Below are 16,809 nucleotides of genomic sequence, written 5' to 3'. Positions count from 1 at the left end.
ATGGTCAAGGGATCGAACAGCATCCGCATGGGCCGGATTGTCGAAGCGCTCAAAGCCCGGTACGCGAAGGCCCAAGCCGAACCGCCCCACGCCGCCGCGCGCTGAGGGCGACTGACTTCGCATCGGCCGGTGGAGGGGCGCACGCGCTCCGACCGCCGGCCGCATTTCCATCGATGACGGCCGGGTGCTGGATGCTGTATCTCCTGTCGGACTTGAGCGGCACCGTCTCCGCCCTCAACGTCTTCCGCTACATCACCTTCCGCACCGGCGGAGCGCTGTTCACGGCGGGCCTGTTCGTGTTCTGGTTCGGCCCGCTGATCATCTCTCTGCTGCGCCTTCGCCAGGGCAAGGGCCAGCCGATCCGCGAGGACGGCCCGCAATCGCACCTGCTGACCAAGCGCGGCACGCCGACCATGGGCGGCCTGATGATCCTGGCCGGCTGCGTCGTGGCGATCCTGCTCTGGGCCAACCCGCGCAACCACTACGTCTGGGTGACCCTGGCGGTGACCCTCGGCTTCGGCGCGATCGGTTTCTACGACGACTACCTCAAGGTGACGAAGCAGTCGCACAAGGGCTTCTCGGGCAAGTTCCGGCTGCTGCTCGAAGCCGCCATCGCGATCGCGGCCTGCACGCTCATCGCCGTCTACTCGCCGCCCACCCTGCAGAATCAGCTCGCCTTCCCGATCTTCAAGGACGCGCTGCTGAACCTCGGCTGGTTCTACGTGCTGTTCGCCGCCTTCGTCATCGTGGGCGCCGGCAATTCGGTGAACATGACCGACGGACTCGACGGGCTCGCCATCGTGCCGGTGATGATCGCCTGCGGCACCTTCGGCGTCATCGCCTACCTCGTCGGCAACGTCTTCACGGCCGGCTACCTGCAGGTGAACTACGTGCGCGACACCGGCGAACTCGCCGTGGTCTGCGGCGCGGTGATCGGAGCGGGGCTCGGCTTCCTCTGGTTCAACGCGCCCCCCGCCCAGGTCTTCATGGGCGATACCGGTTCGCTGGCCCTCGGCGGGCTGCTCGGCACCATCGCGGTGGCGACGAAGCACGAGATCGTGCTGGCCATCGTGGGCGGCCTGTTCGTGCTCGAGATGATGTCCGTGATCATCCAGGTCGCCTCGTTCAAGCTCACGGGCAAGCGCGTCTTCCGCATGGCGCCGATCCACCACCATTTCGAGCAGAAGGGCTGGAAGGAGCCGCAGGTCGTGATCCGGTTCTGGATCATTGCCGTGATCCTGGCGCTGGCCGGCCTCGCCACGCTCAAGCTGCGCTAAGGGATCGAGGCCATGACGCCGGTCACCTGCTTTGCCGGCCGCAAGGTCGCCCTGTTCGGGCTCGGCGGCTCCGGGCTCGCCACTGTGCGGGCGCTGCTCGCTGGCGGCGCCGACGTGCTCGCCTGGGACGACAGCCCGGAGAGCACCGGGCGCGCCCGCGACCAGGGCATCACGGTCTTCGATCTGCACGACGCCGACTTCTCGGACTTTTCGGCGCTGATCCTGTCGCCCGGAATTCCCCTCACGCATCCGGCCCCGCACTGGACCGTCGAGCGCGCCGGGGCGGCCGGCATCCCGGTTATCGGCGACATCGAGCTCTTCTGCCAGGAGCGCCGCGCGATCGCGCCGGGCGCGCCGTTCGTGGCGATCACCGGCACCAACGGCAAGTCCACGACCACGGCGCTGATCGCGCACATCCTCGCTTCCGCCGGCCGCGACGTGCAGATGGGCGGCAACATCGGAACCGCGATCCTGTCGCTCGCGCCGCCCGCGCCGGACCGCATCCACGTCGTCGAACTGTCCTCGTTCCAGATCGACCTGACGCCGAGCCTCGATCCCGGCATCGGCATCCTCCTCAACATCACGCCGGACCACCTCGACCGGCATGGTACCCTGGCGGAATACGCGGCGATCAAGGCCCGCCTCGTGGCCGGCGCCGATCTCGCCATCGTCGGCATCGACGACGATCTCAGCCGCGCCATCGCGGACGCCGTGACGGGCCCGCGCGTGGCGGTCCATGTCGGCACGCCGCCGGCCGGCTTCGACGGTTTCTTCGCCCGCGACGGGACGGTGTTCGGGGCCGACGGCGCGCCGATCGCCGATCTCGCCGGAATCGGCTCGCTGCGGGGCGCGCACAACTGGCAGAACGCGGCGGTGGCCGCCGCCTGCGTCCGGGCGCTCGGTGTCTCGGAGGCCGAACTCGTCGCGGGCTTGAGGAGCTTTCCCGGCCTGCCGCACCGCATGGAGGAGGTTGGCCGGCGCGGCCGCGTGCTCTTCGTCAACGATTCCAAGGCCACGAACGCCGATTCCGCCGAGAAGGCGCTCACCGCCTTTCACGACATCCACTGGATCCTCGGCGGCAAGGCCAAGGAAGGCGGCATCGCGCCGCTTGCGCCGCTCTTCGGCCGCGTGGCCCACGCCTACCTGATCGGAGCCGCTAGCGACGCCTTCGCCGCCACCCTGGAGGGGCGCGTGCCCTACACCACCTGCGGCACCCTGGCGGCCGCCACCGCGATGGCGGCCGAGGCCGCCTCGGCCTCGGAGGCCGTGGAGCCCGTGGTCCTGCTCTCGCCGGCCTGCGCGTCCTACGATCAGTTCCGCAGCTTCGAGGATCGTGGGGATCAGTTCCGGAATCTCGTCCGCGCGCTGCCCTGACCGTTCGCGCTTCTCGAAATCTCAATCATTCCCGCGCCTGATCTTGGGTTCAGTAGTGCGCGTATGCCCGGTCGGGCGGCACGGAATGAGTGAGTGCATGGCGTCCACGATCGCACCCGGTGCTTCGCGCTGGCAGGCCGGAGCCTGGAGCCATCTGCCCGTCCTGCTGGTCCTGCGGCGCCTGGCGACGGTGCTCCTCGTCGCCTTCATCTTCTTTGCCTGCTTCGCCTTCTCGGACACCTCCCCCTACGACGTGGTGGCGATCCCCACCATCCTGCTCTGGCTCTGCCTGGGGTTGCGCCTGCACCGGGGCATGCTGCCCCTGCTCGGGCTGCTGATTCTCTACGTCAGCGCCATCACGGTGGCGCTGCTGCCCTACATCGACCAGCCGCTGCCGGTGACCTGGACGATCCAGCTCGCCTATCTCGCCATCACGGGCGTGTTCTTCGCCATGCTGTTTGCCGACGGCACGCAGGCGCGCATGGAACTGGCGCTCAAGACCTTCGTGGCGAGCTGTCTGCTCTCCAGCGCCTTCGGCATCGTCGGCTATTTCGGGTTCATCCCCACCGAGGACCTCTTCTACAAGTACGGTCGCGCGTCGGGCACCTTCCAGGACCCGAACGTGTTCGGCTCGTTCCTGACGCTCGGTGCCCTCTACCTCATGCACGGCCTGCTGCTGGGCACCACGCGCCGGCCGATCCTGTCTTCCGCCGTCCTGATGGTGATCGTGGCGGGCATCTTCCTGTCGTTCTCGCGTGGCTCCTGGGGCGGCACGCTCATCGCCGTCGCGGTGATGGTCGCCAGCGTCTACGCCACCACCCGCTCCCCGGTCCTGCGCCGGCGCATCGTCACGCTGACGGTTCTGGCGCTGGCCGGAACCGCGATCGCCATCGTGGGCCTCATGTCCATCGGCGACACCGCCGAGATGTTCTCCAAGCGCGCCGCCGTCACGCAGGATTACGACACCGGCGAGACCGGCCGGTTCGGCAACCAGATTCGCGGCCTGAACATGCTGGTGGACGAGCCCCTCGGGATGGGCCCTTTGCGCTGGCGCCTGATCTTCGCGCTGGAACCGCACAACAGCTACATCGGCAGCTTCGCCAATGGCGGCTGGGTCGGGGGCGTCGCCTTCATCGGCCTCGTGCTGACGACGAGCTTCGTCGGCTTTCGCCTGATGAGCCGGGACACGCCCTTTCGGCGTCACGCGCAGATCGTCTGGCCGGCGCTGCTGATGTTCTTCCTGCAGGCGGCCCAGATCGACATCGAGAAGTGGCGCCACGTCTACATGATGCTGGGCATGGTTTGGGGCCTTGAGGCCGCACGCCTGCGCTGGCTCGCCGGTCGGGCATCGACCTGACCGGCGTCTCGATCAGATCGATTCCGGCGGCGTTTCCGGCTCCGGCTCGTCCGGTTCCGGATCGACGGTCCAGGCCGTCGCGAAAGCGGCGAGGTGCCGGGCATCCGCGAAGGCCAGCACCGTGACCGCGCGATCGGCCGGCATGGCGCCGGGATAGGGCGCCAGCAGCACCTTCTCCTCGGACAGCCTGGCGCCCGGCGCGTGGGCCGCGAGCCAGGCCTCGGCCTCCGTCGAGAGCCGGGTCGGATCGGCGGTGTCGCGTGCGCGGGAATCCCCGCGCAGCACGAGCACGTAGGAGCCGAGCGCCGGATTGCGCTGCTGCACCGCCTGAACGATGTCGATCATCATGAGCGTGGCTCCCCGCGGACCGTCAATGCAGCTTCACGCGCGACTCGGTGCGCCGGGTCAGGGCCCGGGCCACCGCGTCGAGGGTGGTCTTCACCGTGCCGTGCAAGGCCTGCTCGTGCATCTTGTAGAGGGAGCGGTACATCATCCGGGCGAAGAGCCCGGCGATGAACATGTTCTTGCCCTTGATGAACCCCATCAGGTTGCCGACCGTCGAGTATTCGCCGAGCGAGACCAGCGAGCCGAAGTCGCGGTACTTGAACGCCTTCAGTGGCTTGCCGGCCATCTTGTCGGGGATGATCTTGATGAGGTGCGTCGCCTGCTGGTGCGCGGCCTGGGCACGCGGCGGGATCGGCGTGTCCGAGCCCTTCTCCACGAGGTAGGCGCAGTCGCCCATCGCGAAGATGTCCGGGTCGCGGGTGGTCTGCAGGGTCGGGGTCACCACGAGCTGGTTGTTGCGGGTGGTCTCGAGCCCGCCGATCTCCTGCAGGAACGGCGGCGCCTTGACGCCCGCCGCCCAGACCACGAGCTCGGAGGGGATGAAGCCGCCATCGGCGAGCTGCACGCCGTCGGGCCGGACCTCGGTGACGCGGGCACCCGTGCGGACCTCGACGCCGATCTTGTCGAGGAGCACCATCACGTCGTGCGAGAGACGCTCCGGGACGGCGGGCAGGATGCGCCCGGCCGCCTCCACGAGGGTGATCTTGAGGTCCTTGGCCGGGTCGATCCGGTCGAGGCCGGTCGCGGCCACGTGGCGGGTGGTGCGGTGGAGTTCGGCCGCGAGCTCGGTGCCGGTGGCGCCGGCGCCGATCACCGTGACGTGGAGCTGGCCCGGGCGCACCGGGCCCGTCTGGGTGTGGGCGCGCAGCATCCCGTTCACGAGGCGCTGGTGGAAGCGCACCGCCTGGCCCTGGGTGTCGAGGGCGATGGCGTTCTCCTTCACGCCCGGCGTTCCGAAATCATTGGTGGTCGAGCCCACCGCGATCACGAGCGTGTCGTAGGGAATCTCGCGAATCGGCGTGACCTCGCGTCCCTCGGTGTCGTGGCTGGCGGCCAGGTGGATGACGCGCTTGGCCCGGTCGAGACCGGTCATCTCGCCGATGCGGTAGCGGAAATTGTGCCGGTGGGCGTGGTGCAGGTAGTCGACCGCATGATGGCCGACATCGAGGCTGCCGGCGGCGACTTCGTGCAGCAGCGGCTTCCAGATGTGGGTGCGCGCCCGGTCCACCAGGGTGACATGGGCCTTGTTCGTGCGCCCGAGCTTCTCGCCGAGCTTTGTCGCGAGCTGCAGGCCCGCCGCGCCGCCCCCGACGACGACGATGCGATGCAGATTGTCTACGGTTTCGCCCGGTACCATGAACGTCACGTCCTCGATTGCCGCATTCCGGCCGATGCGTGCTCCCCCGACGAGGGACGCAAGATCATTTGATGGCTGAGTTTAGAAGGATTGGAAACGGTCCGCCATGCTCATCGAGCAGGCCCGTCCCTCAACGCGGCGCACCCGGCTGGCGCAAGGGGTGGGCCCGGGCGAAGGCGTCCTGCGCCAGGCAATCCTCGGCGATGCGCCGGACCGTCGGGAACGGAGCCGTATCGACCCCGAAGATGCCCGTGCCCACCCAGAGGCTGACGAGGCAAAGATCGGCATGGCTGACCGCGTCCCCTTGCGCGTAGCGGCCGGTGCCGGGCTCCCGGGTCAGACGCGTCTCCAGGGTCTTCAGCCCCGTCTCCATCCAGTGGCGCACGAAGCCGAGCATGCGCTCGCGCGGCAGGTCGTAGGTCTCCATCAGGAAGTTGCGCACGCGCGGCACGTAGAGCGGATGCGTGTCGCAGGCGACGACCTGGGCCAGCGAACGGGCCCGTGCGCGGGCGCGCGGATCGGCCGGCAGCAGCGGCGTCGCCGGGTGGATGTCTTCGAGGTAGTCCAGGATCGCCAGCGACTGGATCAGCGGCGGGCCGTCTCCGTCGAAGAAAGCCGGGACGGCGCCCTGCGGGTTGATCGCCAGGAACTCGGGCTTGAACTGCTCGCCGGCATCGAGGTCGAGAAAGGTTTCCTCGTAGGGGATGCCCTTGAGGTTGAGGGCGACCCGCACCCGGAACGCGGCGGCCGAGCGCCAATTGCCGTACATCTTCATGCGCATCTCACCCCGTCGCGGAATCGGATCCGTCTGTTCTGGGGATGGACCACACCCGACATCGCGCCGTCCCGCAAGCCTGATTTCGCGAACCCGTTTTCGCAGCCTCGGGAAAAGACCGGCCGATTTGGCAGCGTCGTGATCATCGCGCATAGGAAGACACGGTGAGCGATATGCTCGGCCGGTGAGTGACGCGATGCAGATCGAAACGCCCTACCTGATGTTCCTCGGCGACGTGCCGGACCGGCTCGCCGCCAAGACCGCCTACGGCATCAAGGACTGGCGCCCCGAATGGTGCGTCGGCCAGCTGCGCCTGCCCGGCTGCGCCGCCGATCTCGGCATTCCCGACCTCACCCTGGCGGAGGCGGTCGAGAAGGGCTGCCGCACCATGGTGATCGGGGTCGCCAATGCGGGCGGCGTCCTGCCGGAGCACTGGATCACCGAAGTGGTGGCGGCCCTCGAGGCCGGGCTCGACATCGCGAGCGGGCTGCACGCGCGCCTCGGCGCCGTGCCGGCCATCGCCGAGGCCGCCGAGCGGCACGGGCGCCAGCTTCACGACGTGCGCCACACCTCCGAGACCTTCGCCACCGGCAAGGGCACGAAGCGCCCGGGCCGGCGCCTGCTCAGCGTCGGCACCGACTGCTCGGTGGGCAAGAAGTACACGGTCCTGGCCCTGGAGCGGGGGATGCGCGAGCGCGGCCTCGATGCGGATTTCCGGGCCACCGGCCAGACCGGCGTCTTCATCTCCGGGCGCGGCGTCGCCATCGACGCCGTCGTGGCCGACTTCATCTCCGGCGCCGTCGAGTGGATCGCGCCCGCCGCCGAGCCGGACCACTGGGACCTCCTCGAAGGCCAGGGTTCGCTCTTCCACCCGTCCTTCGCGGGCGTCAGCCTCGGGCTGCTCCACGGCGCGCAGGCCGATGCCTTCGTGATCTGCCACGAACCGACCCGCACCACGATGCGCGGCGTGCAGCATCCGCTGCCGACCATCCAGGAGGTCATCGACCTCACCGTTCAGCTCGGGCGCCTCACCAACCCGGAAATCCGCCCTGTCGGAATCGCGGTGAACACGCAGGACCTGGAGGAGGGCGCCGCACGCACCCTTCTCGCCGATCTGGCCCGCGCGCACGACCTGCCCGCCACCGATCCGGTGCGCTTCGGAGTGGACGGCATCGTCGACCGGATCGTCGCCGAGTTCCCGCCCGCGCCCAACGGGGCGAGCGCATGACCCGGCGCCTCGACGTCACGGTCGAGCGCTTCCCCATCGCGGGCGCGTTCACCATCGCCCGGGGCAGCCGCACCGAGGCCGTGGTGGTGCTCGCCACCGTCACCGATGCGGAGGGCCGTGTCGGACGCGGGGAGTGCGTGCCCTATGCCCGCTACGGCGAGACCGTGGACAGTGTCGGCGAGCTCATCCGCTCCTACGCCGAGGCCATCGCCGCCGGGGCGACGCGCGCCGATCTTCAGACCGCCCTGAAGGCGGGTGCGGCCCGCAACGCCCTCGACTGCGCCCTGTTCGACCTCGAAGCCAAGCAACTCGGCCGGCCGGCCCACGAGATCGCCGGCCTGTCGGCGCCGCAGGTCGCCACCACCGCCTACACGTTGAGCCTCGGCGATCCGGAAAGCATGGAGGCGGCCGCGCGGAGCGCCGCGCACCGGCCGCTGCTCAAGGTCAAGCTCGGAGGTGCCGGCGATCCGGAGCGGATCGCCGCCGTGCGCCGGGGCGCACCGGAGTCACGCCTCATCGTCGACGCCAACGAGGCGTGGCGGCCGGAGACCATCGAGGCCAACCTCGCGGCCTGCGTGGCGGCGGGCGTGGGCCTGATCGAGCAGCCCCTGCCGGCCGGCGAGGACGCGCTGCTCGCCGAGATCGCGCGGCCAATCCCGATCTGCGCCGACGAGAGCCTGCACGACCGCGCCGGCCTCGATGCCCTGAGCCAGCGCTACGACGCCATCAACATCAAGCTCGACAAGGCCGGCGGCCTTACCGAGGCGGTCATGCTCGCCCACGAGGCCCGCGCCCGCGGTTTCTCGCTGATGATCGGCTGCATGGTCGGCACCTCGCTCGCGATGGCGCCCGCCATGCTCCTCGCCCACCACGCCGACTACGTCGATCTCGACGGGCCGCTTCTGCTGGCGCGCGACCGTGAGCCCGGTCTGCGCTTCGACGGCAGCCTGATCCATCCGCCGGAGCCGGCGCTCTGGGGCTGAAACCTCAGCCCTTCACGACATAGCGCAGGGCGTAGACCAGCGCCGTGAAGGTGACGAGGCTCATCGCGTAGAACGCCACGAACCAGAGGATCCGGCCGGCTCTCGCCGGGGCCGTCGTCTTCGACGAGGCCTTCGCCTCGGGGGCCAGCGCGCTCAATGCCCGTAGCCCCCGGTCTCGATGTCCTCGGCCACCTTCCCCCGGAAGACCCAGTAGGCGTAGGCTGTGTAGGCGAGGGTCAGGGGCATCACGACGGAGTAGCCGACGAGGGCGAATTGCAGCGCGCTCACCGCGTTCGCGGCCTGCCAGATCGTCATGCGGGGCGGCACGATGTAGGGAAACAGGCTGATCGCGAGCCCGAGAAAGCCCAACAGGAACAGCGCGATCGTGAGCAGGAAGGGCGCCACGTCCCGGCCGCTGCGCAGGCCGCGATAGATGCCCCAGGCGACCAGGGCGGTCACCACGGGCATGGGCGCCACGTAGAGGATGTTGGGCCAGGAGATCCAGCGCCACTGGATGTCGCGGCCGAGGAACGGCACCCACGCGCTGACCAGGGTCATCGCCACGATGGTGGCGGCGAGAAATTGCAGGCTCTTGCGCCGGGCCCAGATCTCGAGTTCGCCCGAGGTCTTCATCACGCACCAGGTGGCGCCGAGGAGTCCGTAGCCGCAGACGAGACCGATGCCGGTGAGCACGCTGAACGGCGTCAACCAGTCGAAGGTGCCGCCGGTGAAGCCGCGTCCCTGGATCTGGAATCCCTGCACGAAGGCGCCCAGCACCATGCCCTGCGCGAAGGTCGCGATCAGGGAACCGTAATGGAAGGCGTTGTCCCAGATGAACTGGGATCGCCCGGCCTTGAAACGGAACTCGAAGGCGACGCCGCGAAAGATCAGGGCGATCAGCATCAGGATCAGCGGCAAGTAGAGCGCCGGCAGCAGGATCGCGTAGGCGACGCTGAACACCGCGAACAATCCGCCGCCGCCCAGCACGAGCCAGGTCTCGTTGCCGTCCCAGATCGGCGCGACGGAGAGCATCATCCGATCGCGCCAATTGCCCTTGCGCGCCGCCGTGAACAGGATGCCGACGCCGAGGTCGAACCCGTCGATCACGACGTACATCGCCACAGCCACCGCCAGCAGCGCGGCCCAGACCAGCGGCAGCCAGAAAGCCGCGCCTTCGTATTCCATCCCGAAGCCGAACATCCGCAGCATTCTCCCGCGCGTCGGAGAAACTACCCCCTCAGGGGGCCGAGCGTTCCCCGCGTTCGGACAGCCTAGCCGCATCGGCGCGGATTTGCGCGCCCCGCCACGGCAGTTTCCGGTCGCTCTCCATCAGGGTGTCGCGCGAGACCGGTGCCGTCGCCACGAGCCCGCCGGCCCGTCGCGCGATCTCGGCCCCACCCTCGCGCAGGAGCGCTTCGCGCGCCGCGTCCGGGAGCGTCTCCCAGGCCGCGAGGGTCGCCTGCGCGAGGGCCGGCCGATCCAACGACGGAACGAGGTTCGGTGTCGCCGCACCCTGGCGCTGGAGCGCCATCCAGGACAGGGCTCCGATCACCAGGGCCGCACGAAAGAGAAACGACATGGGTTCGACCCGGAAGCGCGCCGGAAAGGGCCGGACCAACGCCGTCGCCGAGCCTTCGCGTGAACCGGTAAAGACCGTCTGACGATGGGCTCGGCATCGTCGCGAATGGTGAACGCAAGCTTATCCCGGCCCACTTCGGGGCGTTTGCGTGTAATGCCCCGAAAAGGTTCTCGGTGAAGGTGGCTCACGGTTACGTCTCGGAAAGCATGCGAAGACAATCGGATGCTCTTGCGCAAGACTCGCTTAAGTCGCGTCTGCGACGTTCCCATCGGTTGAGTTTCAATCGAGCCAAGGGGCGTCGGAGGGGCACGTCGAGCCGTCTTCCGCGCTGTGCGTGTTGGTATTGCGTATCTACGGTGCCCTGGCATCCCTCATCGACGTTCGCCTCGCGGGGCTCGTCCATGAGTCGGTGATCGACGCGAGCGGTGTGCGCTTCCGGCACGAGCGGTTTCTCGTGTCGCGCCTCGTCACCGGCCTCATGATGATGCTGGCCCTGCCGCCCTACCTCGTGCTGCGCGGCGTGCCGACCGGCATCGAGGCCCTGGCGATGGCCAGCCTGATGCTGCCGGTCTTCGCGGCCGTCCTGCTCTCGCGCACCGGCATCCTCTGGCTCGCCCACGCCATCTCCTCGGCCGGGCTCACCGGCCTCGTGGTCTGCCTCGCGATGATGACCGGTGGGGCGCAGTCGGCCGCCGCGATCTGGCTTGTGGCGATCCCCCTGGAGGCGATCGTCTCAGGCTCCCGGCGCGCGACCCTGGCGGCGGCGATCATCGCCGGCATCGGCGCGCTCGCCGTGGCCCTGATGCCGCCACTCGCCGAAGGCGCGCCGTTCCTCGAATGGTCCCGCGCCCTGGCGATGCCGGTCTTCGCCATCACCGCCATCGGCCACATCGCCGCCCAGGCCACCGAGCATTTCCGACACGAGGGCCGCTGGCTCGCCCGCCTGCGGGACAACGAGCGCCGCGACCGGATGCTGCTTTCGGCCATCGACGACCTCGTGACCTGGCACGACCAGAACGGCCGCGTCCTCGAGGCCAGCGCCTCGGCCGCGCGCTTCGTCGGCGCCGAGGCCGCCGCGCTGCAGGGCCACGGCCTGCTGGAGCGGGTGCATGTGGCCGACCGTCCGCTGCTGCTCCAGGCTCTCAGCGACGTGGCGGCCCACGGCCGCCCTGCGACGGTGCAATTTCGCCTGAACCTCGATCCCGCCGCGATCCGCGCCGAGGGTGCGTCCCGGGTGATCTTCGCCGAGATGCGGATGCACCGGATCGGCGAGTCGAATCCGGAGGCGGCCGGCCGCCTGTCGTCGAGCGTGGTCGCTGTCACCCGGGACGTCACGGAGCACCGCCGCCGCGCGGAGGAGCTCGAACAGGCGCGGGCCGAGGCCGAGCGGGCCGACGAGCTGAAGACCCGCTTCCTCGCGAATGTCAGCCACGAGCTGCGTACGCCGCTCAACGCCATCATCGGCTTCTCGGAGGTGCTCGCGGGGGAAGGGGCGATCGCCGTCGACCCCGCCCGCACCCGGGAATATGCCGGCATCATCCGCAATTCGGGCCAGCACCTCCTCGAGGTCGTGAACACGCTCCTCGACATGTCGCGCATCCAGAGCGGACATTTCGACTATGCGCCGGAGCCCCTCGACATGCGGGCCCTGGTGCGGGCCTGCTGCGATCTGATGCAGCTCAAGTTCGACCAGGCCGGCATCACGCTGGTGCGCGATGCGAGCCCCGTGCCGGTGGAGATCACCGCCGACCTGCGCGCCTGCCGGCAGATGCTGATCAACCTCCTGTCCAACGCGCTGAAGTTCACGCCGCGCGGCGGGCGCGTCGAGCTCGCCCTGCGCTGGTCGGGCAGCAACCTCGACCTCATCGTGGCCGATAGCGGAATCGGCATCGGCGCGGCTGACCTGCCGCGCGTCGGCGACCCCTTCTACCAGTGCGCCGGCGGCTATGAGCGCACCCACGAGGGCACGGGCCTCGGCCTCTCCGTGGTCCAGGGCCTCGTCGGGCTGCACGGCGGCGCCATGGCGATCGAGAGCACGCGCGGCGAGGGGACGACGGTGGTGGTGACGCTGCCGCGCGAATGCCGCCAGGACGGCGGGCCGGTGCCCGTCGTGCCGATCCGGACGCGTGCCCGCGCTCCCCTCGCCGACGGCGTCCTCGTGCCGCCGGCCGCCGCCACCGGGATCGTGGCGATCCGCCGGCCCATGGGCCTCTTCGAGGCGAGCCCCGAGAACATCCGCGAGAGCTACGTCCCCCTGCGGCGCGCCGGATGACGATGCGCCGAGACCTCACAGGCGCCGATCGCCGGGTGTGTCGCGCGATGCGACGCCCCGGCCGTCCCGTGCCAAGCCCGAAGGAACTGTGATGCGCGAGCCGCAAGCACGTCGCGACCAGCGTGAGATCGTCGTCCCGGCGCGGAGCGCCGAGCCGCGCCAGCGCGCCCGCCGCCAGCCGGCGTCGCGGGCTTCGGGGCGCCTCACCACCCTCACGGCGACCGCCGGAACCATCGGCCGGGCGTTCCTGCGCCATCCGGGCGAGATCCTCGGCGTCGGTGTCGTGCTCGGAGCCGTCTCGCTGATCTGCCTGAACGCGCTCGGCTATCAGGCCGGGCGTCACCCCGCGCCGATCTTCCCCAAGGTCGCGGCGAGCCGAGCCGCCGCCACCGCCGACAAGCCGAAGGCGGTGCGGCCGGCGGTCGAAGCCACCGCGATGGATGCGCCCAAGGCTCAATCCGCCAAGCCTGAACCCGCCAAGGCCGAGGCGATCAAGGCCGAGACGGCGAAGGCGGAAGCTCCGAGCCGGACGCCCCGCGATGGCATCGGCGAGATCATCAAGGCGGGCGACGCCAAGGGTGCGGAGACCACCGCATCCGTCGCGAGCCCGGGCAGCCCCACCATCGCCCAGGCCCAGCGCGCCTTGGTGAAACTCGGCTATGGCCCGCTCAAGGCCGACGGCCTGATGGGTGCGGGCACACGCGCGGCCATCGAGAAGTTCGAGCGCGACCGCAAGCTGCCGGTGAAGGGCGAGCCCTCCGCCCAGACCCTGCGCGAACTCGCGGCCCGCGTCGGGGTCACACGCGGCTGATCCCTCCGGCGAGAACGTCCGTGATCCGGCCTGGCGGCTCCACCGATCGAGGCAAGCGCCGGCACGGAACCGCGTTCGGCGGGTCGTCGCGGGAGCCCGGGGCGCCAGGAACCTGCTATAGGGCGGCCCATGGCACGCCTGCGATCGGATTTCTGGGTCTCCGCCCACCTGCGCCGCCTCGGCATCGAGGGCATCGCTGCCGTCCAGCGGCGGCGCGGCGCGTCGGAGGCGGGCGCAATCTTCGTGAAGGTCGATCGTCTCGACGGAAGCGCCGATCTCTACGGACCGGCTCCGCAATCCCTGGTCGATACCGGGACGGACGTGGACCGCCGCTTCGTCGCACTGATGCGCGAAACATCGCCGGCCGACGTCGAGGTGCGCCTCGGCAAGGAACTGCGCTTCGACGACGACCTCTGGATCATCGAGATCGACGACCGGGCGGGGCGTCACCGCCTCGATCTGGCGGAGTGAGCCGCGCTCAGGACGTCTGGCGCAGTCGCGTGGGCATGGGCGTGCGCAGGGGTGCGCGCTCGATGGCGGCCGCGATCCGGGGACGCTGCGCCTCGGGGGCGTGATACGGCTGGTGCGCGCCCGGGGCGACCGCGCGGTCCTGCGGCGCCCAATCGAGGATCGCCGCCAGGAGGTCGCGTGCGCCCGCGCGCGGGACCGTCCGGAACAGCTTGACGAGGTCGAACACCCGGTCGACGGAGCGGGCCACCGTCTCGTTCAGGGTGAGGAAGATGTAGACCGCTTCCTCTTCGTGCAGGCCTGCGGCCCGCAGGGCCAGCGTCAGCAATTCGTAGCGCAGCGACGGGTCGGGGGTCGCGGCGAGAAAGCCCTTGGGAAGGCCCAGCAACTCCGTCAGCGCCGCGACGAAGCCCGCGATGTCGCCGCGCGCCGAGAAGCCGGTGAGGACCGCTCCGGCCTCGCGCGGGGCCGGAGGGCCGGGGCGCAGGGCGGCGGTCGCCAGAACCGCGTGCGCGATCGCTTCGCGGCGCGACTCGTCGGCCATGAGGAACAGGGGCGCCACGTCGCCGTGGGCGAGATCTGGGCGCGCGAGGAGAAGCCGGGCCAAGTCCGGCGCCCGGCGCGCGCGGGCGACGAGCCGCGCCAGGGCGTCGCCATGCAGGTGGAGTTCACCGTTGGCTGCCAACGCCCGGTCGATGGCCGGATCGTCGCGGCCGATCATCTCAGCGACGGTCGACCGTGCCAGATCCGGCCGCCCCGCGAGCGCGGCGCCGATCTCCGTGCCGTCTCCGGAGGCGGCATCGATCACGGCCTGGGTCAGGATCGGTGCGTGCGCCAGAACCGCATCGCGGGCGCCGCCGCCGCGCGCGGCGAGCGCGATGAGCAGGGCCGGCGGCGTGTCGGGGAAGGGGGCGAGCTTTCGCGCGACGATCTCGGCGGTCTCGTCGTCCACGATCGGGATCAGCCCGCCCGCCAGGGACGCGAAGGCCGAGACCGTCTTTCGGTCGCGCACCGACGCCGACAGGAAGAGGTCCGCCTGAACACGGAGGATGACCGGCTTCAGATCGAGGTTGTCGAGACGCGACAGTTCGATCAGTCCGGAGAGGTCCGGCGCATCGTCGAGTGATGGGGACATGGCACTTCGGTTACGCAGAACTCACTAATGCCAAGCATTAAGCGAATTGCGTGAACCGACCTTTAAGCAGGCCGGCACCGAACCGTCCCTTCCTGCACCACGCGCCGACTGCGGGTGGTCAAGCAACGGCCAACCCGGTCGTCGGGATGCGGTCCCGTGACGGGACCGCGCGTCGTCCGCGAACCTCGGTTTAGCTGGCCCGACGGGGCATGGCGTCCTCGCCGGTGCGCGGCGGTGGGAACACCACCGGAGTCGGCGTGCCGGCTGCGAGCGGACCCGAAGTCGCCTGGGCCATCGCGGCAGCGATCGGTTCCGTGCCGCCCTTGGACTCGGACGGGAACAGGACCGTCGTGGATTTGGAAGCGTCCGGCTTCGCGGGCTCGGACTTTGAAACGTCGGGCTTCTGGGATGCCACCGGCGTCACGGAAGGCGGCGTGGGCGTCGGGGGTGCCGGCAGGGAGGTGTCGGCCTGCGTCGGTTCGTTCGCGTCGCTATCCTCGGGGCCAGCGAGCAGTTCGGTCGGGGTCTTCCAGACGAAGGCGTCGAGGCGGCCGCTGACCGGGGACACGGGCGCCCAGGTCTCCGAGGCCACGCCGTCCGCGATCCAGAGCGGATCGCGCGGCGCGTGGGCCGCGCGGGACAGCCATTCGCGGGCGCGACCCGAACTGGCGCCGTGCTCGGCCTCCTCGATGCGTGCCATCGCGAGGCAGGCCCGCACGGTGGGCCGGTCGGCGAGCAGCGGTGCGAGCGCCTCGCGGGCCTGCGCGAAGGCCCGGGCCTCGAAGGCCGCTTGCGCCAGCGCCAGGCGCGCCTCGGGGTTCCAGGACGAGATCTTCGCCAGGGTCTCGGCACGGGCCATGCGGTCGCGCACGGAATCGCCGGTGCGCAGGTTCAGGTAGGTCTTGGCGAGGTCCGGATGCGGACCCGTGCGCCAAGTTGTCTCCAGGATCTTGGCGGCCTTCCGCAGGTCGCCACGCCGAACCATCAGGCGCGCGGCGAGCACCGCGGCCGGCACGAGGTCGGGCGCGAGCTTGACCGCCTTGAGAACCCGCTCGGTGGCGGCTTCGGGCTCGCCCGCCTCGCGCTCCTGCGCGGCGGCGGTGAGCAGGACGGCGCGCTGGCGCCGGGCGGTCGCCTTGTCGATGAGACCGAGGGAGGCCCGGCGCTCCACCGTCTCGTTGGCGCCGCTCCAGTCGCCGTCGGCGCATTGCGCCTCCAGGACGGCCTCGTTGGCCCAGGTCACGCTCGGGGCGAGGCGGGCCGCCTCGGCGGCGTAGGCACGGGCCGAGACGTCGTCCTCGCGGCGGCGCGCCTCGACGAAGAGGCCGCGCAGGCCGAGCACCCGCGTCTCGGGGTCGTTGACCATGCGCTGGAAGGCCTGCTCGGCCGCCTCGCGGTCGCCCGAAATCTGAGCCGCCTGGGCTTTCAGCAGAAGCGTAAGCGGTTCGGCGCCGAGCAGCCGCTCGGCATCGTTGGCATGGCGGCGAGCGGCGAGGGGATCCCCCGACCCGACGGCGACCATGCCCCGCGACAGGGCCGAGAAGCCCTTGGCGCGGCGGCGGTCGCGCGAGCCGCGCACGAGGGTCTCCGGAAGGGTGATGAACCCGCGCACGATGGCCCAGATGAAGCCGACGACAATGGCGGCGATCAGGACGCCGATGAGCCCGATGGCGAGGCTGGTCGCGACCTCGTAGCCGTTCCACACGATGGTGACGGTGCCGGGATGGTCGGCGACCCAGGTCGCGCCATAGGCGGCGACGGCGAGGAGGGCCAGGAAGGCGAGGGCGCGCCACATGAGATCAGAAACTCCTGGGGGTGGTGTCGGCCGGACCGGCGACGCCGAGATCG

General features: G+C 70.3%; 16 protein-coding genes. 8 read left to right on the top strand and 8 right to left on the bottom strand.

Annotation, left to right across the window (positions count from 1 at the left end; translation table 11 throughout):
- Window positions 1-191 precede the first annotated feature (191 nt).
- From mraY to JWQ05_RS06035, 3 genes are all read left to right on the top strand, one after another.
- Window positions 192-1,277, top strand: a complete 1,086-nt coding sequence (gene mraY, locus JWQ05_RS06045) for a phospho-N-acetylmuramoyl-pentapeptide-transferase (RefSeq protein ID WP_299656016.1) — start codon at window positions 192-194, stop codon at window positions 1,275-1,277.
- Between the two features lie 12 nt (window positions 1,278-1,289).
- Entirely contained in the window at window positions 1,290-2,651 is a 1,362-nt protein-coding gene (murD, locus tag JWQ05_RS06040; RefSeq protein WP_299656013.1) for a UDP-N-acetylmuramoyl-L-alanine--D-glutamate ligase, read from the top strand.
- A 97-nt stretch (window positions 2,652-2,748) separates the two neighbouring features.
- Window positions 2,749-4,008 (top strand): O-antigen ligase, encoded by a 1,260-nt coding sequence (locus JWQ05_RS06035; RefSeq protein WP_299656010.1) that lies wholly within the window; start codon window positions 2,749-2,751, stop codon window positions 4,006-4,008.
- A 12-nt stretch (window positions 4,009-4,020) separates the two neighbouring features.
- Here the strand turns inward: JWQ05_RS06035 and JWQ05_RS06030 are convergent, their stop codons facing one another.
- The 3 genes from JWQ05_RS06030 to maiA all read right to left on the bottom strand — a co-directional run bounded on the left by JWQ05_RS06030 (window position 4,021) and on the right by maiA (window position 6,485).
- Window positions 4,021-4,353 (bottom strand): hypothetical protein, encoded by a 333-nt coding sequence (locus tag JWQ05_RS06030; RefSeq protein WP_299656028.1) that lies wholly within the window; start codon window positions 4,351-4,353, stop codon window positions 4,021-4,023.
- 25 nt (window positions 4,354-4,378) lie between these two features.
- Window positions 4,379-5,710: an NAD(P)/FAD-dependent oxidoreductase gene (locus tag JWQ05_RS06025; protein ID WP_299656007.1), complete on the bottom strand. Its 1,332-nt coding sequence runs from the start codon at window positions 5,708-5,710 to the stop codon at window positions 4,379-4,381.
- Window positions 5,711-5,840: 130 nt separating this feature from the next.
- The gene (gene maiA, locus JWQ05_RS06020; protein ID WP_299656025.1) at window positions 5,841-6,485 is read right to left on the bottom strand and encodes a maleylacetoacetate isomerase; all 645 of its coding nucleotides are present in this window, start codon (window positions 6,483-6,485) and stop codon (window positions 5,841-5,843) included.
- A 196-nt stretch (window positions 6,486-6,681) separates the two neighbouring features.
- Here maiA and dgcN point away from each other — a divergent pair, with 196 nt between their 5' ends.
- Together dgcN and dgcA are read left to right on the top strand one after the other, a co-directional pair.
- Window positions 6,682-7,713: an N-acetyltransferase DgcN gene (gene dgcN / locus JWQ05_RS06015; protein WP_299656004.1), complete on the top strand. Its 1,032-nt coding sequence runs from the start codon at window positions 6,682-6,684 to the stop codon at window positions 7,711-7,713.
- Window positions 7,710-8,696, top strand: a complete 987-nt coding sequence (gene dgcA, locus JWQ05_RS06010; protein ID WP_299656001.1) for an N-acetyl-D-Glu racemase DgcA — start codon at window positions 7,710-7,712, stop codon at window positions 8,694-8,696. Before dgcN ends, dgcA begins: the two co-directional genes overlap by 4 nt.
- A gap of 4 nt (window positions 8,697-8,700) precedes the next feature.
- Here the strand turns inward: dgcA and JWQ05_RS06005 are convergent, their stop codons facing one another.
- From JWQ05_RS06005 to JWQ05_RS05995, 3 genes are read right to left on the bottom strand one after another with little or no spacing between them, the layout of a single operon-like run.
- Window positions 8,701-8,853, bottom strand: coding sequence for a hypothetical protein (locus tag JWQ05_RS06005; RefSeq protein ID WP_299655998.1), 153 nt, complete (start codon window positions 8,851-8,853; stop codon window positions 8,701-8,703).
- Window positions 8,850-9,896, bottom strand: coding sequence for a cytochrome d ubiquinol oxidase subunit II (gene cydB / locus JWQ05_RS06000; protein ID WP_299655995.1), 1,047 nt, complete (start codon window positions 9,894-9,896; stop codon window positions 8,850-8,852). The genes JWQ05_RS06005 and cydB overlap by 4 nt, the downstream gene beginning before the upstream one ends.
- A gap of 37 nt (window positions 9,897-9,933) precedes the next feature.
- Window positions 9,934-10,275 carry a hypothetical protein gene (locus tag JWQ05_RS05995; RefSeq protein ID WP_299655992.1) on the bottom strand — a complete coding sequence of 114 codons (342 nt, stop codon included), beginning with the start codon at window positions 10,273-10,275 and terminating at the stop codon, window positions 9,934-9,936.
- A 334-nt stretch (window positions 10,276-10,609) separates the two neighbouring features.
- Between JWQ05_RS05995 and JWQ05_RS05990 the strand changes: the two genes are divergently transcribed.
- The 3 genes from JWQ05_RS05990 (at window position 10,610) to JWQ05_RS05980 (ending at window position 13,829) form a co-directional block, all read left to right on the top strand.
- Window positions 10,610-12,547, top strand: a complete 1,938-nt coding sequence (locus tag JWQ05_RS05990; RefSeq protein WP_299655990.1) for a PAS domain-containing sensor histidine kinase — start codon at window positions 10,610-10,612, stop codon at window positions 12,545-12,547.
- Between the two features lie 91 nt (window positions 12,548-12,638).
- Window positions 12,639-13,358, top strand: a complete 720-nt coding sequence (locus tag JWQ05_RS05985) for a peptidoglycan-binding domain-containing protein (RefSeq protein ID WP_299655987.1) — start codon at window positions 12,639-12,641, stop codon at window positions 13,356-13,358.
- Between the two features lie 129 nt (window positions 13,359-13,487).
- On the top strand, window positions 13,488-13,829 hold the full coding sequence (locus JWQ05_RS05980) for a DUF1491 family protein (RefSeq protein WP_299655984.1): 342 nt from the start codon (window positions 13,488-13,490) through the stop codon (window positions 13,827-13,829).
- Window positions 13,830-13,836: 7 nt separating this feature from the next.
- Here JWQ05_RS05980 and JWQ05_RS05975 read toward each other — a convergent pair whose 3' ends face one another.
- Together JWQ05_RS05975 and JWQ05_RS05970 are read right to left on the bottom strand one after the other, a co-directional pair.
- Complete coding sequence (locus JWQ05_RS05975; protein ID WP_299655982.1) at window positions 13,837-14,961, bottom strand: DUF2336 domain-containing protein; 1,125 nt, start codon at window positions 14,959-14,961, stop codon at window positions 13,837-13,839.
- Between the two features lie 190 nt (window positions 14,962-15,151).
- Window positions 15,152-16,756, bottom strand: a complete 1,605-nt coding sequence (locus tag JWQ05_RS05970; protein ID WP_299655979.1) for a heme biosynthesis HemY N-terminal domain-containing protein — start codon at window positions 16,754-16,756, stop codon at window positions 15,152-15,154.
- Between the last annotated feature and the right edge of the window lie 53 nt (window positions 16,757-16,809).

The organism is Methylobacterium sp. (assembly GCF_028290105.1).
In the GTDB taxonomy this organism is placed as follows: Bacteria; Pseudomonadota; Alphaproteobacteria; order Rhizobiales; family Beijerinckiaceae; genus Methylobacterium.
The sequence above is the reverse complement of the archived record's forward strand: the minus strand, read 5'-3'. Positions and strand labels throughout refer to the sequence as shown.